This window comes from Nocardioides sp. LML1-1-1.1 (genome assembly GCF_040676175.1).
In the GTDB taxonomy this organism is placed as follows: domain Bacteria; phylum Actinomycetota; class Actinomycetes; order Propionibacteriales; family Nocardioidaceae; genus Nocardioides.
Genome location: NZ_JBEGHK010000003.1, coordinates 468,706 through 484,585 on the forward strand (window position 1 = coordinate 468,706; position 15,880 = coordinate 484,585).

15 protein-coding genes are annotated in these 15,880 nt (G+C 72.6%); 11 read left to right on the forward strand and 4 right to left on the reverse strand.

Annotated features, from left to right (window positions below; genetic code table 11):
• The first annotated feature begins 50 nt into the window (after positions 1–50).
• The gene (locus tag MRBLML1_RS13385; protein WP_364516613.1) at positions 51–476 is read left to right on the forward strand and encodes a MarR family winged helix-turn-helix transcriptional regulator; all 426 of its coding nucleotides are present in this window, start codon (positions 51–53) and stop codon (positions 474–476) included.
• On the opposite strand, the gene MRBLML1_RS13390 is transcribed toward MRBLML1_RS13385, so the two are convergent.
• Genes MRBLML1_RS13390 through MRBLML1_RS13400 form a run of 3 tightly spaced genes read right to left on the reverse strand, consistent with a single transcriptional unit; the run spans position 469 to position 4,469 of the window.
• On the reverse strand, positions 469–1,350 hold the full coding sequence (locus MRBLML1_RS13390) for a MaoC/PaaZ C-terminal domain-containing protein (RefSeq protein ID WP_364516615.1): 882 nt from the start codon (positions 1,348–1,350) through the stop codon (positions 469–471). The two genes, MRBLML1_RS13385 and MRBLML1_RS13390, sit on opposite strands and share 8 nt — an antisense overlap.
• Positions 1,340–3,013 carry a 3-oxosteroid 1-dehydrogenase gene (kstD, locus tag MRBLML1_RS13395; RefSeq protein WP_364516617.1) on the reverse strand — a complete coding sequence of 558 codons (1,674 nt, stop codon included), beginning with the start codon at positions 3,011–3,013 and terminating at the stop codon, positions 1,340–1,342. The genes MRBLML1_RS13390 and kstD overlap by 11 nt, the downstream gene beginning before the upstream one ends.
• Positions 3,014–3,059: 46 nt before the next feature.
• Positions 3,060–4,469: an FAD-dependent oxidoreductase gene (locus MRBLML1_RS13400; RefSeq protein WP_364516620.1), complete on the reverse strand. Its 1,410-nt coding sequence runs from the start codon at positions 4,467–4,469 to the stop codon at positions 3,060–3,062.
• A 44-nt stretch (positions 4,470–4,513) separates the two neighbouring features.
• Here MRBLML1_RS13400 and pafA point away from each other — a divergent pair, with 44 nt between their 5' ends.
• The 9 genes from pafA (at position 4,514) to MRBLML1_RS13445 (ending at position 14,286) form a co-directional block, all read left to right on the forward strand.
• Entirely contained in the window at positions 4,514–5,875 is a 1,362-nt protein-coding gene (gene pafA / locus MRBLML1_RS13405; RefSeq protein WP_364516622.1) for a Pup--protein ligase, read from the forward strand.
• 55 nt (positions 5,876–5,930) lie between these two features.
• A complete protein-coding gene (locus MRBLML1_RS13410) occupies positions 5,931–7,013 on the forward strand; it encodes an FKBP-type peptidyl-prolyl cis-trans isomerase (protein ID WP_364516624.1) in 1,083 nt (360 codons plus the stop codon).
• Between the two features lie 25 nt (positions 7,014–7,038).
• Positions 7,039–8,001 (forward strand): helix-turn-helix transcriptional regulator, encoded by a 963-nt coding sequence (locus tag MRBLML1_RS13415; protein ID WP_364516626.1) that lies wholly within the window; start codon positions 7,039–7,041, stop codon positions 7,999–8,001.
• On the forward strand, positions 7,998–9,017 hold the full coding sequence (locus MRBLML1_RS13420) for a helix-turn-helix transcriptional regulator (RefSeq protein WP_364516628.1): 1,020 nt from the start codon (positions 7,998–8,000) through the stop codon (positions 9,015–9,017). Before MRBLML1_RS13415 ends, MRBLML1_RS13420 begins: the two co-directional genes overlap by 4 nt.
• Before the next feature lie 76 nt (positions 9,018–9,093).
• Positions 9,094–9,342 carry a twin-arginine translocase TatA/TatE family subunit gene (gene tatA / locus MRBLML1_RS13425; protein ID WP_364516630.1) on the forward strand — a complete coding sequence of 83 codons (249 nt, stop codon included), beginning with the start codon at positions 9,094–9,096 and terminating at the stop codon, positions 9,340–9,342.
• 27 nt (positions 9,343–9,369) lie between these two features.
• Positions 9,370–10,212 (forward strand): twin-arginine translocase subunit TatC, encoded by an 843-nt coding sequence (tatC, locus tag MRBLML1_RS13430; protein WP_364516632.1) that lies wholly within the window; start codon positions 9,370–9,372, stop codon positions 10,210–10,212.
• A gap of 20 nt (positions 10,213–10,232) precedes the next feature.
• Entirely contained in the window at positions 10,233–11,102 is an 870-nt protein-coding gene (locus MRBLML1_RS13435) for a diacylglycerol kinase (RefSeq protein ID WP_364516634.1), read from the forward strand.
• Positions 11,099–13,888 (forward strand): DEAD/DEAH box helicase, encoded by a 2,790-nt coding sequence (locus tag MRBLML1_RS13440; RefSeq protein ID WP_364516636.1) that lies wholly within the window; start codon positions 11,099–11,101, stop codon positions 13,886–13,888. The genes MRBLML1_RS13435 and MRBLML1_RS13440 overlap by 4 nt, the downstream gene beginning before the upstream one ends.
• Complete coding sequence (locus MRBLML1_RS13445) at positions 13,885–14,286, forward strand: NUDIX hydrolase (RefSeq protein WP_364516638.1); 402 nt, start codon at positions 13,885–13,887, stop codon at positions 14,284–14,286. Before MRBLML1_RS13440 ends, MRBLML1_RS13445 begins: the two co-directional genes overlap by 4 nt.
• Here the strand turns inward: MRBLML1_RS13445 and MRBLML1_RS13450 are convergent.
• The gene (locus tag MRBLML1_RS13450) at positions 14,283–14,645 is read right to left on the reverse strand and encodes a MarR family winged helix-turn-helix transcriptional regulator (RefSeq protein ID WP_364516640.1); all 363 of its coding nucleotides are present in this window, start codon (positions 14,643–14,645) and stop codon (positions 14,283–14,285) included. The two genes, MRBLML1_RS13445 and MRBLML1_RS13450, sit on opposite strands and share 4 nt — an antisense overlap.
• Positions 14,646–14,800: 155 nt before the next feature.
• Between MRBLML1_RS13450 and MRBLML1_RS13455 the strand changes: the two genes are divergently transcribed.
• On the forward strand, positions 14,801–15,877 hold the full coding sequence (locus tag MRBLML1_RS13455; RefSeq protein ID WP_364516642.1) for a substrate-binding domain-containing protein: 1,077 nt from the start codon (positions 14,801–14,803) through the stop codon (positions 15,875–15,877).
• Positions 15,878–15,880: the final 3 nt, after the last annotated feature.

Consider the following 15,880-nt stretch of genomic DNA (forward strand, 5'->3'; position numbering starts at 1 on the left):
GGGAAATTACATTGTGCACAAGATAATGGCACACGATGTATATTCCCACCATGGCCACGCTCGCGACGCCGGTCCTCGACGACCTGATCTGCTTCGACCTGTACGCCGCGTCCCGCCGGGTGACCGCGGCCTACCGACCGATCCTCGGCGAGCTGGGCCTGACCTACCCGCAGTACCTCGTCCTCGTCGTCCTCGGTGCCCACGACGAGATCCCGATCAAGGACGTCGGCCGCGAGCTGCGCCTCGACCACGCCACCCTCTCGCCACTGCTGCGGCGCCTGGAGCGCGACGGCCTCGTCACCCGCCACCGCAGTCCGGACGACGAGCGTGCGGTCCTGGTGAGCCTGACCGAGGCGGGTCGCTCCGTCCACGAGCGCTTCGGCGACGTGCACTGCCGGATCGCCGACGCGCTCGGCATCACGCAGGAGCAGGCCACGCAGCTGCGCGGCCTGCTGCGGGCACTGACCGTCAGCTGACGCTCAGCACGCAGTCGGCCAGGACGGGGGAGCCGTCGCGCGGACCGCCCTCGATGGTCGCGCTCGCCACGACCTCCTCGCCCTCGCGCCACCCGGCGACCCGGATCGTCTCGCCGGGGAAGACCACGCCGGCGAACCGGCCGGCGAACCCGCTGACCCGCGCCGCGTCGCCGTCCAGGAGCCCGTCGGTGAGCTCGCGCAGCACGATCCCGTAGGAGCACAGGCCGTGCAGGATCGGCGCCGGGAAACCGGCGGCCTCGGCGAACGCGGGGTCGGCATGCAGGGGGTTGCGGTCGCCGCACAGGCGGTAGAGCAGCGCCTGCTGCGGCGTCACGGCGTACGACGAGACGTGGTCGGGCGCGCGCTCGGGCACCACGACCGGGCTGGACGAGCCGCGGTCGCCGCCCCAGCCGCCCTCGCCCTTGACGAAGATCGAGGAGCGCACCCGCCACAGCTCGGCCCCGGTGTCGTCGGCGGTGGCGACGCCCTCCTGCCAGATGACGGCGGCCTTGCCCTTGTCCCAGACGTCGGTGAGGGTGGTGCGCACGGTCGCCGTGCCGGAGGTGGGGAGCGGGCCGGACACCGAGATCGACTGCGAGCCGTGGACCACCTGCGCGAGGTTGATGTCGCAGCCGGGGAGGTCCAGCGGCGGCGGGTCGGTCTCGTGGAAGGTCGGCGCGACGACGCCGAACGACGGCAGCACCTGGAGCGCGCCGTCGTCGAGGGTGTAGCGCAGCGCGCCGGGGTCGAGGTTTTCACCCGTGCGCGACCCGGCGCCGATGCCGAGGTGGTAGAGCAGGACGTCGGAGGCGGTCCAGGAGAAGGTGCGGGCACCGAGGTCGGCGCCGATGGCCACCGAGGGATCAATGGGCACGGGCGACGTCCTCCGCTGCCAGGTAGCCGAACACGAGCGCGGGACCGATCGTCCCGCCGGGGCCGGGGTAGGTGTTGCCCATCACCGCGGACGAGACGTTGCCGGCGGCGTACAGGCCGGGGATGACGGTGCCGTCCTCGCGCAGCACCCGGGCCCGCTCGTCGGTGACGAGACCGCCCTTGGTGCCGAGGTCGCCGGGGACGATCTTCACGGCGTAGAACGGGCTCTTGGCGATCGGCGCGAGCGAGCAGTTCGGCTTGACCGTGGGGTCGGAGTAGTACTTGTCGTAGGCGCTCTCGCCGCGGTGGAAGTCCTCGTCGACGCCGCTGCGGGCGAAGCCGTTGAAGCGCTCGACGCTCGCCTCCAGCGCGCCCGCGGGCAGCCCCAGCGTGGCGGCGAGCTCGGTGAGGGTGTCCGCACGCACGACGACGCCCTCCTTGTACCAACGACCGGGGAAGGGCTGGCGGCCCGGCACGCCGGCGAACAGGTAGCGGTTGCGGTAGGTCTGGTCGAAGACCATGTGCGCCGGCACGTGGTCGACCCCCGTGGCCTGGCCCTCGTAGATCGCGTGCGTCGCCTCGACGTAGGGCAGCGCCTCGTTCATGAAGCGCCGGCCCGCGGAGTTCACGATGATCGAGCCGGGCAGGTTGCGCTCGGCCAGGCAGAACCACGCCCGCCCCGGGAGCGGGATGGTCGGGCCCCACCAGGCGTCGTCGAGGAGGTCGGTCGCGGCGCCTGCCGCGGTGCCCGCCAGCAGCCCGCCGCCGGTGTTGGACGCCGACCCGGTGGACCACTCGGTCGAGGTCGGCTGGGGGAGGAACTTCTCGCGCAGCTCCTGGCTGTGCTCGAAACCGCCGGAGCCGAGGATCACGCCGCGGCGGGCGCGGATCTCACGGCGCTGCTCCCCGCCGTCGGCCGAGCCCGTCGAGACGACGACGCCGACGACCCGGCCGTCCTCGACGAGCAGGTCCAGGAGGGCGGTCTCGTACTCCACCGGCACGCCGGCGTCGCGCAGGCCCTGGCGCAGCCCGATCGCGATGGCGTTGCCCATCGCGAACATCTTCTTGCCCGTCACCATCGCGAGCAGCCGCTTGAGCATCACCTTGACCATGGTCAGCGGGCCCTTGATCGTGCGCAGGCCGAGGCTGATCTTGCGGAAGTCCGCCTGGGTGACGATGAGGTTCGCCGGCGCCTTCGTGTACGCCGGGTGCAGCCGCTCCAGCTCCGCGCCGAGGAATCGCGCGTCCATCGGGACCGGCTCGACACTGCGCCCGCGCGGGCGGCCGCCGGGCTGCTCGGGGAGGTAGTCGGCGTACTCGGGGACCCAGGTGAACTCCAGCGGCGTGTGCTCGCGCAGGAAGTCGAGCACCTCGGGGCCGCGGTCGAGGTAGGTGTCGCGGCGGACCTTCGGCACCACGTCGCCGACGATCGCGTCGAGGTAGGTCTTGGCGGCCTCCTGGTCGCCGGCGTCGACCTGGCCGGCGGCGCGCAGCGCGTAGTTGCCGGGGATCCACACGCCGCCGCCGGAGCGGGCGGTGGAGCCGCCGAAGTACGGGCTCTTCTCGACCAGGACGGTGTCGAGGCCCTGCCGGGCGGCGGCGAGCGCCGCGGACATGCCGGCACCGCCGGCGCCGACCACGACGACGTCGTAGGAGTCCTTCATGGCAAAACTGTAACAGGTTCTACCCGTCGTCCGGGTGACCTGCCGCTCAGTGGAGGGGACGGGTGGCGGGACCCTCCAGCACCGCGCCGTCCGCCCCGAACCGCGAGCCGTGGAGCGGGCAGTCCCAGGACTCCTCGGTCGCGTTCCACGACAGCACGCCGCCCAGGTGGGTGCACAGCGGCGCGTCGTCACCGCGGAACGGGCGAGCCGCGTGGCCGCAGGCCATCTGCACGCCGACCTCGCCGTTGAAGAGCGCGGCCCGGCCCGCGGCGAGGGCCTCGCGCGGGGTCCAGCTGCGCAGTGCCCGCGCCCACGACGGCACGCTGCCGCCGAGCAGGTCGGCGGTGATCGCCAGGGCGGCGGCCGGCGCGGCCGTCAGCCCCCACTTGTCGAAGCCGGTCGCGACCTGGATCCGGTGGTCCCCGGGCAGGAGCGGGCCGACGTAGGGCAGGCCGCTGACCGGGGACTGGTCCTGGGCCGACCACACGTGGCGCACCTCGCTGCCGGGAAAGGTCTCGACCGCCCAGGACAACAAGGAGGCCAGCCGGCGCGGCGGGTCGCTGCGTCCGGTGACGTGGCCCGAGCCGCCCACCATCAGCAGCTCCTCGCCGTCGGCCGTGGCGACCGAGCGCAGGGAACGGGTCTGCTGGTCCGAGGAGAGGTGCATCCCCTCGGGCACCCACGGCGAGGACAGCGCGGCGGCGTAGGAGCGCTGCGGCTTGAGCCGGGCGAAGAAGGCGCCGCGGTCGAGGATCGGCTGGCCGCTCGCGAGGACCACCCGGTCCGCGTCGATCTCCGCCTGCTCGGTGCGGACGGCCACCCGGTCGCCGGACCGGTCGACGCCGAGCACCCGGGAGGACTCGAAGAGCGTCCCGCCCTCGGCCTCCAGGCTGCTCACCAGCGAGGACAGCAGGTCGAGCGCGTGCAGCTGGACCTGGTCCTCGATCCGCACGGCGCCGTGCACGTCGTAGGGCAGCTCGGTCTCGCGGGTCCAGGTCACGTCCAGCCCGCACGAGCGGGCAGCGGCGAGCTCGGCCCGGGCCCGGAGCTCGCCGAGCCGGGTGGTGGCGTACGTCGTCGCGTGCCCGGAGCGGTGGTCGACGCCGTGCTCGGCGCAGTAGTGGCGCAGCCAGGCCTGGCCCTCGCGGCTCGCCTCGACGTACTGCCGGGCGACGCCGAGCGGGTTCGTGCGGACCACCCGGCTCAGCTTCGTGCCCTGCAGGAGGCTGACCTTGCCGGTGGTGTGGCCGGTGGTGCCGTCGCCGACGCGCCGCGCCTCGAGCACCGCCACCGAGCGGCCGCCGCGGGCGAGCAGCAGGCCGGTGAGCAGGCCGGCGATGCCGGCACCCACCACCACGACGTCGTACGACGCCCGGCCGGTCGCCGCGGGACGCTGCTCCGGACGCGGCCGGTCGAACCAGACAGGGGTGCTGGAGGCGGGGATCGGGGTGTCCATGCAGGTTCGCTACCCGATGCGGCCCGGGACAGTAGTGTGCCTACATGGACCGCCGCATCTTCGGCATCGAGAACGAGTACGGCGTCACGTGCACGTTCCGGGGACAGCGCCGGCTCAGCCCGGACGAGGTCGCCCGCTACCTCTTCCGCAAGGTCGTCAGCTGGGGTCGCTCCAGCAACGTCTTCCTGCGCAACGGCGCCCGGCTCTACCTCGACGTCGGCAGCCACCCCGAGTACGCCACGCCCGAGTGCGACGACGTCGCCGAGCTGGTCACCCACGACAAGGCGGGGGAGCGGGTCCTGGAGGGGCTGCTGCTCGACGCCGAGCAGCGCCTGCACGACGAGGGCATCGCCGGCGAGATCTACCTGTTCAAGAACAACACCGACTCCGCGGGCAACTCCTACGGCTGCCACGAGAACTACCTGGTCAGCCGGGCCGGGGAGTTCTCCCGGCTCGCGGACGTGCTGATCCCGTTCCTGGTGACCCGCCAGATCATCGTCGGCGCGGGGAAGGTCACCCAGACGCCGCGGGGCACGTCGTACGCCGTGAGCCAGCGCGCCGAGCACATCTGGGAGGGCGTCTCCAGCGCCACCACCCGCAGCCGGCCGATCATCAACACCCGGGACGAGCCGCACGCGGACGCGGAGAAGTACCGCCGCCTGCACGTCATCGTCGGCGACTCGAACATGAGCGAGACGACCACGATGCTCAAGGTCGCCTCCTGCGACCTGGTGCTGCGGATGATCGAGGAGGGCGTGGTGATGCGCGACCTCACGATGGAGAACCCGATCCGCGCGATCCGGGAGATCTCCCACGACGTCACCGGCCGCCGCAAGGTCCGCCTCGCCAACGGCCGCGAGGCCAGCGCCCTGGACATCCAGGCCGAGTACCTCACCAAGGCCCGCGACTTCGTCGACCGCCGCGGCATCAGCACCCCCGTCATCGAGCGCTCGCTCGACCTGTGGGAGCGCACCCTCAAGGCCGTGGAGTCCGACGACCTCGGCCTGGTCGACCGCGAGATCGACTGGGTCATCAAGTGGAAGCTGATCGACCGCTACCGCGCCAAGCACGGGTTGCCGATGAGCCACGCCCGGATCGCCCAGCTCGACCTGGCCTACCACGACATCCACCGCGGCCGCGGCCTCTACTACTTGCTGGAGAAGCGCGGCGCGGTCACCCGGGTCACCAACGACCTCAAGATCTTCGAGGCCAAGTCGGTGCCGCCGCAGAACACCCGGGCCCGGCTGCGCGGCGAGTTCATCCGCAAGGCCCAGGAGCGGCGTCGCGACTTCACCGTCGACTGGGTGCACCTCAAGCTCAACGACCAGGCGCAGCGCACGGTGCTGTGCAAGGACCCCTTCCGGGCCTACGACGAGCGCGTCCAGCGCCTCATCGACGGCATGTGATCGCCGGCGCCGCCCGGTGCCGCCGGATTTCGGGTCCCATGGGTAAGGTTTGCGCGTGCTGCTGCGCCTGCGACGTCCCACGACCCTGCTCCTGACCGCTCTGCTGCCCGCCTCCCTGGCGCTGGCCGCGTGCGGCAGCGACGACTCCGAGCTCAAGGGCTTCGACGCCGTGTCCATCTCCGGCAAGGTCGGCGAGACGCCGAAGCTGGACTGGAAGGGCACCATGACCGCCGAGGCGGCGAAGTCGAAGGTGGTCACCAAGGGCGACGGCGCAGCCCTCAAGGACGGCGACATCGTCAAGGTCGAGTTCACCCTCGCCGACGGCTGGACCCACAAGGTCACCTACGACAGCTACCAGGACACCAAGCTGAGCCGGGTCGTCCGGATCGGCGCGAAGGCCGCGGACCCGACCTCGCTGTCCGACGTGCTCGCGCTCGGCCTCGACGGCCAGATCAAGGCCGGCCAGACCATCGGCAGCCGGATCGCCGTCACCGTCGGCAGCGACAAGGCCTTCGGCAACTACTTCGGCAGCCAGGCCGCGTCCCTGCTCGCCGACCTCGACATCGGCAACGAGGACGGCATGCTCTACGTCGCCGACATCGTCGGCCTCGCCAAGCCCGAGGGCGCCACCCAGGCCGCGCCCGCCTGGGCCCCGAAGGTCGTCGAGAAGGACGGCATCCCGACCGGTCTCGACTTCACCGGCGTCCCGGCCCCCAACGGCCAGCTCCGCGTCGCGGTGCTGACCAAGGGCACCGGCCCGGTCGTCAAGAGCGGCCAGGAGACGATCCTCAACTACGTCGGCCAGCTCGCCAAGGGCAAGAAGCCCTTCGACGAGAGCTTCACCCGCGGCGGGTTCACCGCGGTCCTGGGCGGTGCCCAGGCGAGCGTCGTCAAGGGCTGGTCGCAGGGCCTGGTGGGCCAGACCGTCGGCAGCCGGGTGATCCTGGAGATCCCGCCGAGCCTCGGCTACGGCAACAAGGCGCAGGGCACCGACATCCCGGCCAACTCCACGCTCTACTTCGTCGTCGACGTCCTCGACACCGCCAAGCCCGAGCCGACCCCGGCGCCGACCGGCGCCGCCTCGCCGTCGGGCTCGACGAGCGCGCCGGCCTCGCCGTCGGCGACGCCCTCGCAGTAGCGCCCCACAGGGCAGAATCGACCCCATGCCCGCACCCAAGAGCGAGCGGCTGCTCAACCTGCTGATCATGCTGCTCGTCCAGCGGCGCCCGATCGCCAAGGAGCGGATCCGGGAGCTGCTCTACCCCGACTCGCGCCCCGAGGCGTTCGAGAAGATGTTCGAGCGCGACAAGGACGAGCTGCGCAGCCTGGGCGTGCCCGTCGACGTGGCGACGATCGACCCGCTGTTCGAGGACGAGGTCGGCTACCGGATCCCGCCGGAGGCCTTCGCGCTGCCCGACGTCGAGCTGACGGCCGAGGAGGCCGCGGTGGTCGGGCTCGCCTCGCGGGTCTGGCAGCACGCGACGATGGCGCAGGCGACCTCCGACGCGGTGCGCAAGCTGTCCGCCGCCGGCATCGACGTCGACCTGGACGCGCTCGACATCGCCCAGCCGCTGCTCACCGCCGAGGAGCCCGGCTTCGAGACCTGCTGGCTGGCCGTGTGCGAGCGCACCGAGATCGCCTTCGACTACCAGCGCCCCGGCGCCGACGCACCGAGCACCCGGCGCGTCCAGCCGTGGGGCGTGGTCCGCTCCACCGGCCGGTGGTACGTCGTGGGCTTCGACCTCGACCGTCAGGCGGAGCGGGTCTTCCGCCTGTCACGGGTCCAGGGCGAGGTGCGCACGGTCGGCCTCCCCGGCGCCTACGACGTCCCGCCCGACACCGACGTGCGCGAGATCGCCCGCCGGCTGGCCCCGCCGAGCGCGACCGAGCACGCGGTGCTCCTGGTGCGTGCCGGTGCGGGCCACGGCTTCCGGCGCTCCGCGGCGCGGGTCGAGACCGGCGTACCGGGCCCCGACGAGCGGACCCGCTGGGACCGGGTCGAGCTGGTGCGCCCGGCGATCGGGCTCGCCGACGAGGTGCTGGCCCACGGTCCGGACGTGGTGCTCCTGGAGCCGCTCGCGGTGCGTGAGCAGGTCGTGGAGCGGCTGCGCCAGGTGGTCGCATGAGTCGCCACGCCCTGCCCGCCTCGGGCGCGCGCGACCAGGTCGCCCGGCTGCTGACGCTGGTCCCCTTCCTGCACCACCGCGACGGCGTACGCCTCGACGAGGCGGCCCGGCTGCTCGGCACCACCTCCGAGCAGGTGGTCCGCGACCTCAAGGTGCTCTTCATGTGCGGCCTGCCGGGCGGTCTGCCGGACGACCTGATCGACGTCGACATGGACGCGATCCAGACCGAGCAGGGCGGCGCGATCACCGAGGGCATGATCCGGGTGGAGAACGCGGAGTACCTCGCCCGGCCGCTGCGGCTGAGCGCCACCGAGGCCTCGGCGATCATCGTGGCGCTGCGGATGCTGCGCGACACCTCCACGGGTGACAACCGCGACCTGGTCGGCCGGGTCCTGGAGAAGCTGGAGGGTGCGGCGGCGACCGCGGGCGCGGCCCACGTGGACGTGACGCCCTCGCCGCGCGACGCCGAGCAGGTCGCGATCGTCGACCGGACCCGGGTGCTCACCGATGCGGCAGCCGCGGGCAAGCAGGTCCGGCTGACCTACTGGGTGCCCTCGCGCGACGAGGAGTCCGAGCGCCTGGTCGACCCGCGCGGGGTGGTCAGCCACGGCGTCTTCTCCTACCTCGACGCCTGGTGCCACCGGGCCGAGGGGGAGCGGTTGTTCCGGCTGGACCGGATCACCAAGCTCGAGGTGCTCGACACGCCCACCGCCACCGACCCCCGCCCGCCGCGCGACCTGAGCAGCGGGCTGTTCACCGACGTCGCGGGGGAGGACCACGTCGTGGTCACCCTGCGGTTGGCGCCGGAGGCCCGCTGGGCCACCGAGTACTACCCGGTCCGCACGGTGCGCACCGACCCCGACGGCTCGGCCGAGGTGGACCTCGTGGTCGTCGACCGGCGCTGGCTCGACCGGCTGCTGCTGCGCCTGGCGCCGTACGCCGTGGTGGTGCGGCCCGCAGAGTTCACCGACTCTTTCACGGCCCGTGCACAGGAGACCCTCAGCCTCTACGGGTGAGGGGGGCGTAGCATGGACGGAGTCCGTTGCACCTGAGAAGCGAGAGTTGGTCCGCACGATGTCTTCCCTGATCGGAATGCCCCAGGGCGCCGAGTGGCTCATCATCCTGGCGATCGTCGTCCTCGTGTTCGGTGCCGCCAAGCTGCCCGACCTCGCCCGAGGCACCGGCCAGGCGCTGCGCATCTTCAAGGCCGAGACCAAGGGCCTGCGCGACGACGACGAGGCCGCGCCCCCGGCGAAGCCGACCCCGCCGAGCCAGCTCGGTGTCGCCGACGACGTCGCCGAGGGCGAGATCGTCGACGAGCCCCGTGAGAAGAACGCCTGACCGACCCGCACCGCAGGTCTCTCCTCCATGTCGCTGACCGGGGTCGCCCGGCTGTTCCTCGGCAAGCCCCTCCACCCCGTCGGGACCGACGGCCGGATGGCGCTGTCCGACCACCTGCGTGAGCTGCGCGCCCGGCTGCTCAAGTCCGCCTTCGCCATCCTGGTGGCGTTCGTGGTCGCGCTGTTCTTCTTCGACCCGATCTTCGCGGTCATCAACGAGCCCTACCAGCAGGCTCGGGAAGCGCTCGGCGCCGATCGCACGATGGCCACGGCCAACGGCATCGGCGGGCCCTTCCTGCTCTACCTCAAGCTCTGCGGGATCGCCGCGGTGATCGCCACCAGCCCGGTCTGGCTCTACCAGATCTGGGCCTTCATCCTGCCCGGGCTGCACCGGGAGGAGAAGCGGTGGAGCCTGGTCTTCGCGCTGGTCGCGGGGCCGCTCTTCCTGGTCGGCATCGTGCTCGGCTACGTCACCCTGCCCAAGGGCCTGGAGATCCTGATCGGGTTCACCCAGGCGGACCTGACGAACCTGGTGGAGTTCAACGACTACCTGTCGTTCTTCGTGCGCACCCTGCTCGGCTTCGGGATCGCCTTCGAGATCCCGGTCTTCGTCGTCCTGCTGAACCTCGCGGGCATCGTCAAGGGCAAGTCCCTCGGCGCGCACCGACCGTGGATGATCGTCGGCACCTTCATCTTCGCCGCGGTGATGACGCCCTCCGGCGACCCGTTCACGATGACCTTCATGGCCGTCCCGATGGTGCTGCTGTTCCTCGTCTCCGAGGTGATCGCCCGCTACAACGACCGCCGCCGCGCCGGCAGGTCCGTCAACGCGGGGCTCTCGCCCGACGAGGCGAGTCCGCTCGACCTGTGAGCCGGGGATAGCCTTCACCCGTGCCCCGCGCCGTCGTCCTGACCAACCCGACCTCGGGGAAGGGGCGTGCCGGGCGGCTGCTCGACGAGGCGCTGCCGCGCTTCCACGGCGCCGGCTGGCAGACCACGGCGCTGACCAGCCGCAGCGCCGACGACGCCGCCGACCTGGCCCGCGTGGCGGTGGCCGAGCGGCCCGACGTGCTGGTGGTCTGTGGCGGGGACGGCATGGTCAACATCGCCCTGCAGGCGCTGGCCGGCACCGACGTGCCGCTCGGGGTGCTGCCGGCCGGGACGGGCAACGACTTCGCCCGCTACTTCGACGTCCCGCTCGGTGACGGCGCCGCGGCGGCCGGCCGGATCATCTCCGGACGCACCCGCACCATCGACCTGGCCCGGATCGGCGGGCGCTACTTCGGCGGGGTCCTGGCGGCCGGCTTCGACGCGGTCGTCAACGAGCGGGCCAACCGGATGCGCTGGCCCAAGGGGCAGATGCGCTACAACCTCGCCACCGTGGCCGAGCTGCGGACCTTCCAGCCGCTGCGCTACGTGCTCGAGCTCGACGGCGTCGAGCGGCACGTCGAGGCGATGCTGGTCGCGGTCGGCAACGGGCCGTCGTTCGGCGGTGGGCTGCGGATCACCCACGGCGCCGAGCTCGACGACGGCCTGCTCGACGTGGTGCTGATCAAGCCGCTCAGCCGGGTCCAGCTGTTGCGCACCTTCCCCCAGCTCTTCGACGGGAGCCACGTGAACCATCCGCAGTACGAGCACCACCGCGTCCGGCGGGTGACGGTGGCCAGCGCCGGCATCGTCGGGTACGCCGACGGCGAGCGCTTCGGCCCGCTGCCGCTCACTGTCGAGGCCGTCCCCGGCGCCGTGCGGGTGCGCGCATGAGCCGTCCGACCGAGGGCGAGCCGAGCGCCGCCGAGCGTTACGCGTCGTACCGCCGCGACAAGGGGCACCCGGTCTTCCGCGACTTCGCGGCCGGCTACGCCTTCCCGCTCGACGACTTCCAGGTCGAGGGCTGCAAGGCCGTCGAGGACGGCGACGGGGTGCTCGTCGCCGCGCCCACCGGCGCCGGCAAGACCGTCGTCGGGGAGTTCGCGGTCCACCTGGCGCTGGAGACCGGCCGCAAGTGCTTCTACACGACGCCGATCAAGGCGCTGTCGAACCAGAAGTACAGCGACCTCGTCGACCGCCACGGCGCCGACAAGGTCGGCCTGCTCACCGGTGACACCACGATCAACGGCGAGGCGCCGGTGGTCGTGATGACCACCGAGGTGCTTCGCAACATGCTCTACGCCCGCTCCCGGACGCTGGTCGGCCTGGGCTTCGTGGTCATGGACGAGGTGCACTACCTCGCCGACCGGGCCCGTGGCGCGGTGTGGGAGGAGGTCATCATCCACCTGCCGGAGTCGGTGTCGGTGGTGTCGCTGTCCGCGACGGTCTCCAACGCCGAGGAGTTCGGCGAGTGGCTGGAGACGGTGCGCGGCGCGACCCGCACGATCGTCGCCGAGCGGCGCCCGGTGCCGCTGTTCCAGCACGTGATGGTCGGCCGCCGCCTGCTCGACCTCTTTGCCTCCTCCGACGTGGACGCGGCCGCGGGCTTCGTCCGCGAGGGCGCTCCGGTCAACGACGAGCTGATGAAGCTCGCGCGCGACGACTGGGCCGCCAGCCGGCTCAAGGACCGCCGTACGCCGAAGGGCCAGCGTGGCCGCCAGGGTGGGCCCGGCAGCCGCAACGTCGGCAACGGGCGGCGGATCTGGATCCCGAGCCGGGTCGACGTCATCGACCAGCTGGAGCGCAAGAACCTGCTTCCGGCGATCGACTTCATCTTCAGTCGCGCCGGCTGCGACGCCGCCGTCAAGCAGTGCCTGGAGGCCAACCTGCGCCTCACCGACCCCGAGGAGCGCGACGAGGCGATCGCCTACGTCGAGCGCACCCTCGGTGGCCTGCCCGCCGACGACCTGCACGTGCTCGGCTACCACGACTTCCTCGACGCCGCCTCGCGCGGCATCGCCGCCCACCATGCGGGGATGCTGCCGGCGTTCAAGGAGTGCGTCGAGGAGCTCTACCTGCGCGGGCTGGTCAAGATGGTCTTCGCCACGGAGACCCTCGCGCTCGGCATCAACATGCCCGCGCGCACCGTGGTCCTGGAGAAGCTCTCGAAGTGGAACGGCGAGACCCACGCCGACATCACCCCGGGGGAGTACACCCAGCTCACCGGTCGCGCCGGCCGCCGCGGGCTCGACGTCGAGGGCCACGCGGTGGTGCTGTGGCAGCCGGGGATGAACCCGCGCGACCTCGCCGGGCTCGCCTCCACCCGGACCTACCCGCTGCGCTCGTCCTTCCGGCCGTCGTACAACATGGCGGTCAACCTGGTCCACGCCTACGGCCGCCACCGCGCCCGGGAGCTGCTGGAGCAGTCCTTCGCGCAGTTCCAGGCCGACCGCGCGGTCGTCGGCCTGGCCCGGCAGCAGCGCAAGGCCGAGGACGCCCTGGCCGGCTACGCCGAGGCCGCGCAGTGCCACCTGGGCGACTTCCTGGAGTACGCCGCCCTGCGGCGCCGGATCTCGGAGCTGGAGAAGGAGTCGAGCAAGGCCCGCCGGCACGACCGGCGCAGCGAGGCGGAGGCCTCGCTCGAACGCCTCCAGCCGGGTGACGTCGTCGTCGTACCGGTCGGGAAGTTCGCGGGCCCGGCGGTCGTCGTCGACCCGGGCCTGTCCGAGCACGGGCACCGGCCGCTGGTGATCACCGCCGAGCGCCAGGGCCGCCGGCTGGCGATGATGGACTTCCCGACGCCCGTCGAGCCGGTCGCCAAGATCAAGCTGCCGCGCAAGCTCGACCCGCGCAACCCGCACCAGCGCAAGGACGTCGCCCAGGCGGTCCGCGAGGCGGTGCGCGGCCTGCCGTTGTCGGTGACCCGGCCCAAGGCCGAGCGCGGCCCGGTCGACGCCGAGACCGCGCAGCAGATCGCCGCGCTGCGTGCCCAGGTCCGCGAGCACCCCTGCCACGGCTGTGCCGAGCGCGAGGACCACGCCCGGTGGGCCGAGCGCTACGCCAAGCTGGAGAAGGACACCCAGCTCCTGGCGCAGCGCATCGAGCGGCGCACCAACACCGTGGCGCGCACCTTCGACCGGGTCTGCGAGGTGCTGGAGGCGCTGGAGTACCTCACCGACGACGAGGTCACCGAGCGTGGTCGCGGCCTGATGCGGATCTACTCCGACCTCGACCTGGTCGCCGCCGAGTCGCTGCGCCTGGGGCTGTGGGACGACCTGTCGCCGGCCCAGCTCGGTGCCGTGCTCTCCGCGCTGGTCTACGAGGCGCGGCGGCCCGAGGACGGCCCGCCGAACGTGCCGGGCGGTGCGATCGGCACCACGATCGAGGAGATGACCCGGTTGTGGGGCGAGCTGGAGCGGCTGGAGCGCACGCACCGGCTCGACTTCCTGCGGCGCCCGGACGCGGGCTTCGCCTGGACGGCCTACCGCTGGGCGGAGGGGCAGGAGCTCGACGAGGTGATCACCCGCAACGACCAGACCGCGGGTGACTTCGTGCGCCAGATGAAGCAGCTCATCGACTTCGCCGGCCAGGTCGCCGACGCCGCCGCCGGGACGCCGGTGCGCGACACCGCGCGGCAGCTGGTCAAGCTGCTGCGGCGTGGCATCGTCGCCGCCGGATGACGCTGGTCGTCGCCGGCGCCGTCATCCTGCGCGCCGGCCGCCTGCTCGTGGTCAGCAAGCAGGCTGCACCCGATGTCTTCTACCTGCCCGGCGGCAAGCCGGAGCCGGGTGAGTCGCAGGAGCAGGCGATGCGGCGCGAGGTCCGCGAGGAGCTGGGTCTCGTGGTCGGTACGGCCACGCACTTCCTCGACGTCGAGGCGCCGGCCGCGATCGAGCGCGTCCCGATGCGGCTGACCGTCTTCCTGGCCGACACCGACGGCGAGCCGGTGCCGCAGGCGGAGCTCGCCGCGCTCGACTGGATCGGTGACGCCACGAAGCCCGGGCTCGGGCCGGCCATCCGCGACCACGTGGTGCCCGCGCTCGTCAGGGCGGGCCTGCTCGGGCCGAGCGCAGGCTAGGCGCCGGCGTCGCCCTCGGCGCCGCGGAGGCGGGCTGCGTAGTCCTCGCCGAGCGGCGAGAGCGCGACCACGGCCCGGCGCTTGTCGCCGGTGTCGACACGTCGTACGACGAGGCCGCGCTCGACGAGCCGGTCCATGTGCCGCGTCAGGCTCGCAGCAGCGACGACGGCCTGCGCCGCCACGTCCGCCATCCCCAGCCCGGGAGCCGCGCCGACCACGGCCAGGATCCGCCAGTGGTCCATGCTCAGCCCATGCTCGTCGAGCAGGGGCTGCAGGACGCGCCGCAGCCGGGCCTCGACCTGGCGCACGTGGACGGCCAGGCTCGGCGCCTCCAGCGCTGCCGGTGCGGACTGCGTCACGGCGCTCTCCTCGCTCGGATGCGTCACGAACTCTGGGACGACGCTGCCACGCCGCGGCGTCGGGCCTATCCTAGGCGGGATCACAAGAGACTCCGGTTGATCGCCTCGCCCGCAACGACGCCGGCGGCCGCAGCCCCGGCCCGCACGGAGGTCCCGTGCCCCGCACCCGCTCCGACGAGGTCCTGCCCGTCGCACTGGTCGTCCCGCTCCAGGGCCCGACCGGCATCTACGGGCCGTCCTGCCTCGCCTGCGCGGAGCTGGCCGCTGAGCAGCTGAACGCCGGCTCCGGGATCACCGGGCGCCGGGTCGAGCTCGTGGTCGTCGACGGTGGCCGCGCGCCGGAGGTCGTCGCCGAGGAGGTCGGTCGCCTCGTCGACAGCGGTCGGGTGGAGGCGGTGGCCGGTTGGCACATCTCCGCGGTGCGCCAGGCGATCACCCGCCGGGTCGGTGGGCGGGTCGTCTACGCCTTCGCCGCCATGCACGAGGGCGGCGACCCGACGCCCGGCGTCTTCATGATCGGCGAGCGTCCGATCAACCAGCTGCTGCCGGCCGCGCACTGGATGCGCGAGGAGCTGGGCGTCGGTCGCTGGGCGATCGTCGGCAACGACTACGTCTTCCCCCGGGTGACCGGTACGACGGCCCGCCTGGCCCTGCAGGACACCGCCTCGGAGGTCGTCAGCGAGACCTACGTGCCGCTCGGCACGAGCGACTTCGCGCCGGTCATCGCCGATCTCGCGCGACAGCCCGTGGACGGCGTGATCATGCTGCTGATGGGCCAGGACGCGGTCCACTTCAACCGCCAGTTCGCCCGGGCCGGCCTGACGGCCGCGCTGCCGCGGCTGAGCCCGGCGGTGGAGGAGAACACGCTGCTCGCCGCCGGTGCGCCGGCCAACGAGGGCCTCTACGCCGCAGCGGCGTACTTCGACGGGCTCGGGACCGCGGAGAGCTCGGCGCTGGCGCGGGACTACTACGCCCGGTGGGGCCGCTGGGCGCCGGCGCTCAACGCCGTCGGCGAGTCGTGCTTCGAGTCGATCATGTTCCTTGCCCGGGTCGGCGAGGTGTGCGGCTCGCTCACCGTCGGCGCCGCCTCCGCGCTGCCGAGCGGGCATTTCTACTCCAGCCCGCGCGGGCTGGTGCGCCTGGACGGCAACCTGCTCGACCAGGACGTGTACGTCGCCGCCGCGGACGGGCTGGAGTTCCGGGTCGAGCAGCAGATCGCGCGCGTGCACTGAGGC

Excerpts from the sequence above, each read along its gene's own strand:
- tatA (WP_364516630.1), top strand. The coding sequence starts at position 9,094 with ATGCCCCAGGGCGCCGAGTGGCTCATCATCCTGGCGATCGTCGTCCTC.
- MRBLML1_RS13420 (WP_364516628.1), top strand. The coding sequence starts at position 7,998 with ATGAGTCGCCACGCCCTGCCCGCCTCGGGCGCGCGCGACCAGGTCGCC.
- MRBLML1_RS13415 (WP_364516626.1), top strand. The coding sequence starts at position 7,039 with ATGCCCGCACCCAAGAGCGAGCGGCTGCTCAACCTGCTGATCATGCTG.
- kstD (WP_364516617.1), bottom strand. The coding sequence starts at position 3,013 with ATGAAGGACTCCTACGACGTCGTCGTGGTCGGCGCCGGCGGTGCCGGC.
- MRBLML1_RS13385 (WP_364516613.1), top strand. The coding sequence starts at position 51 with ATGGCCACGCTCGCGACGCCGGTCCTCGACGACCTGATCTGCTTCGAC.
- MRBLML1_RS13400 (WP_364516620.1), bottom strand. The coding sequence starts at position 4,469 with ATGGACACCCCGATCCCCGCCTCCAGCACCCCTGTCTGGTTCGACCGG.
- pafA (WP_364516622.1), top strand. The coding sequence starts at position 4,514 with ATGGACCGCCGCATCTTCGGCATCGAGAACGAGTACGGCGTCACGTGC.
- tatC (WP_364516632.1), top strand. The coding sequence starts at position 9,370 with ATGTCGCTGACCGGGGTCGCCCGGCTGTTCCTCGGCAAGCCCCTCCAC.
- MRBLML1_RS13440 (WP_364516636.1), top strand. The coding sequence starts at position 11,099 with ATGAGCCGTCCGACCGAGGGCGAGCCGAGCGCCGCCGAGCGTTACGCG.
- MRBLML1_RS13445 (WP_364516638.1), top strand. The coding sequence starts at position 13,885 with ATGACGCTGGTCGTCGCCGGCGCCGTCATCCTGCGCGCCGGCCGCCTG.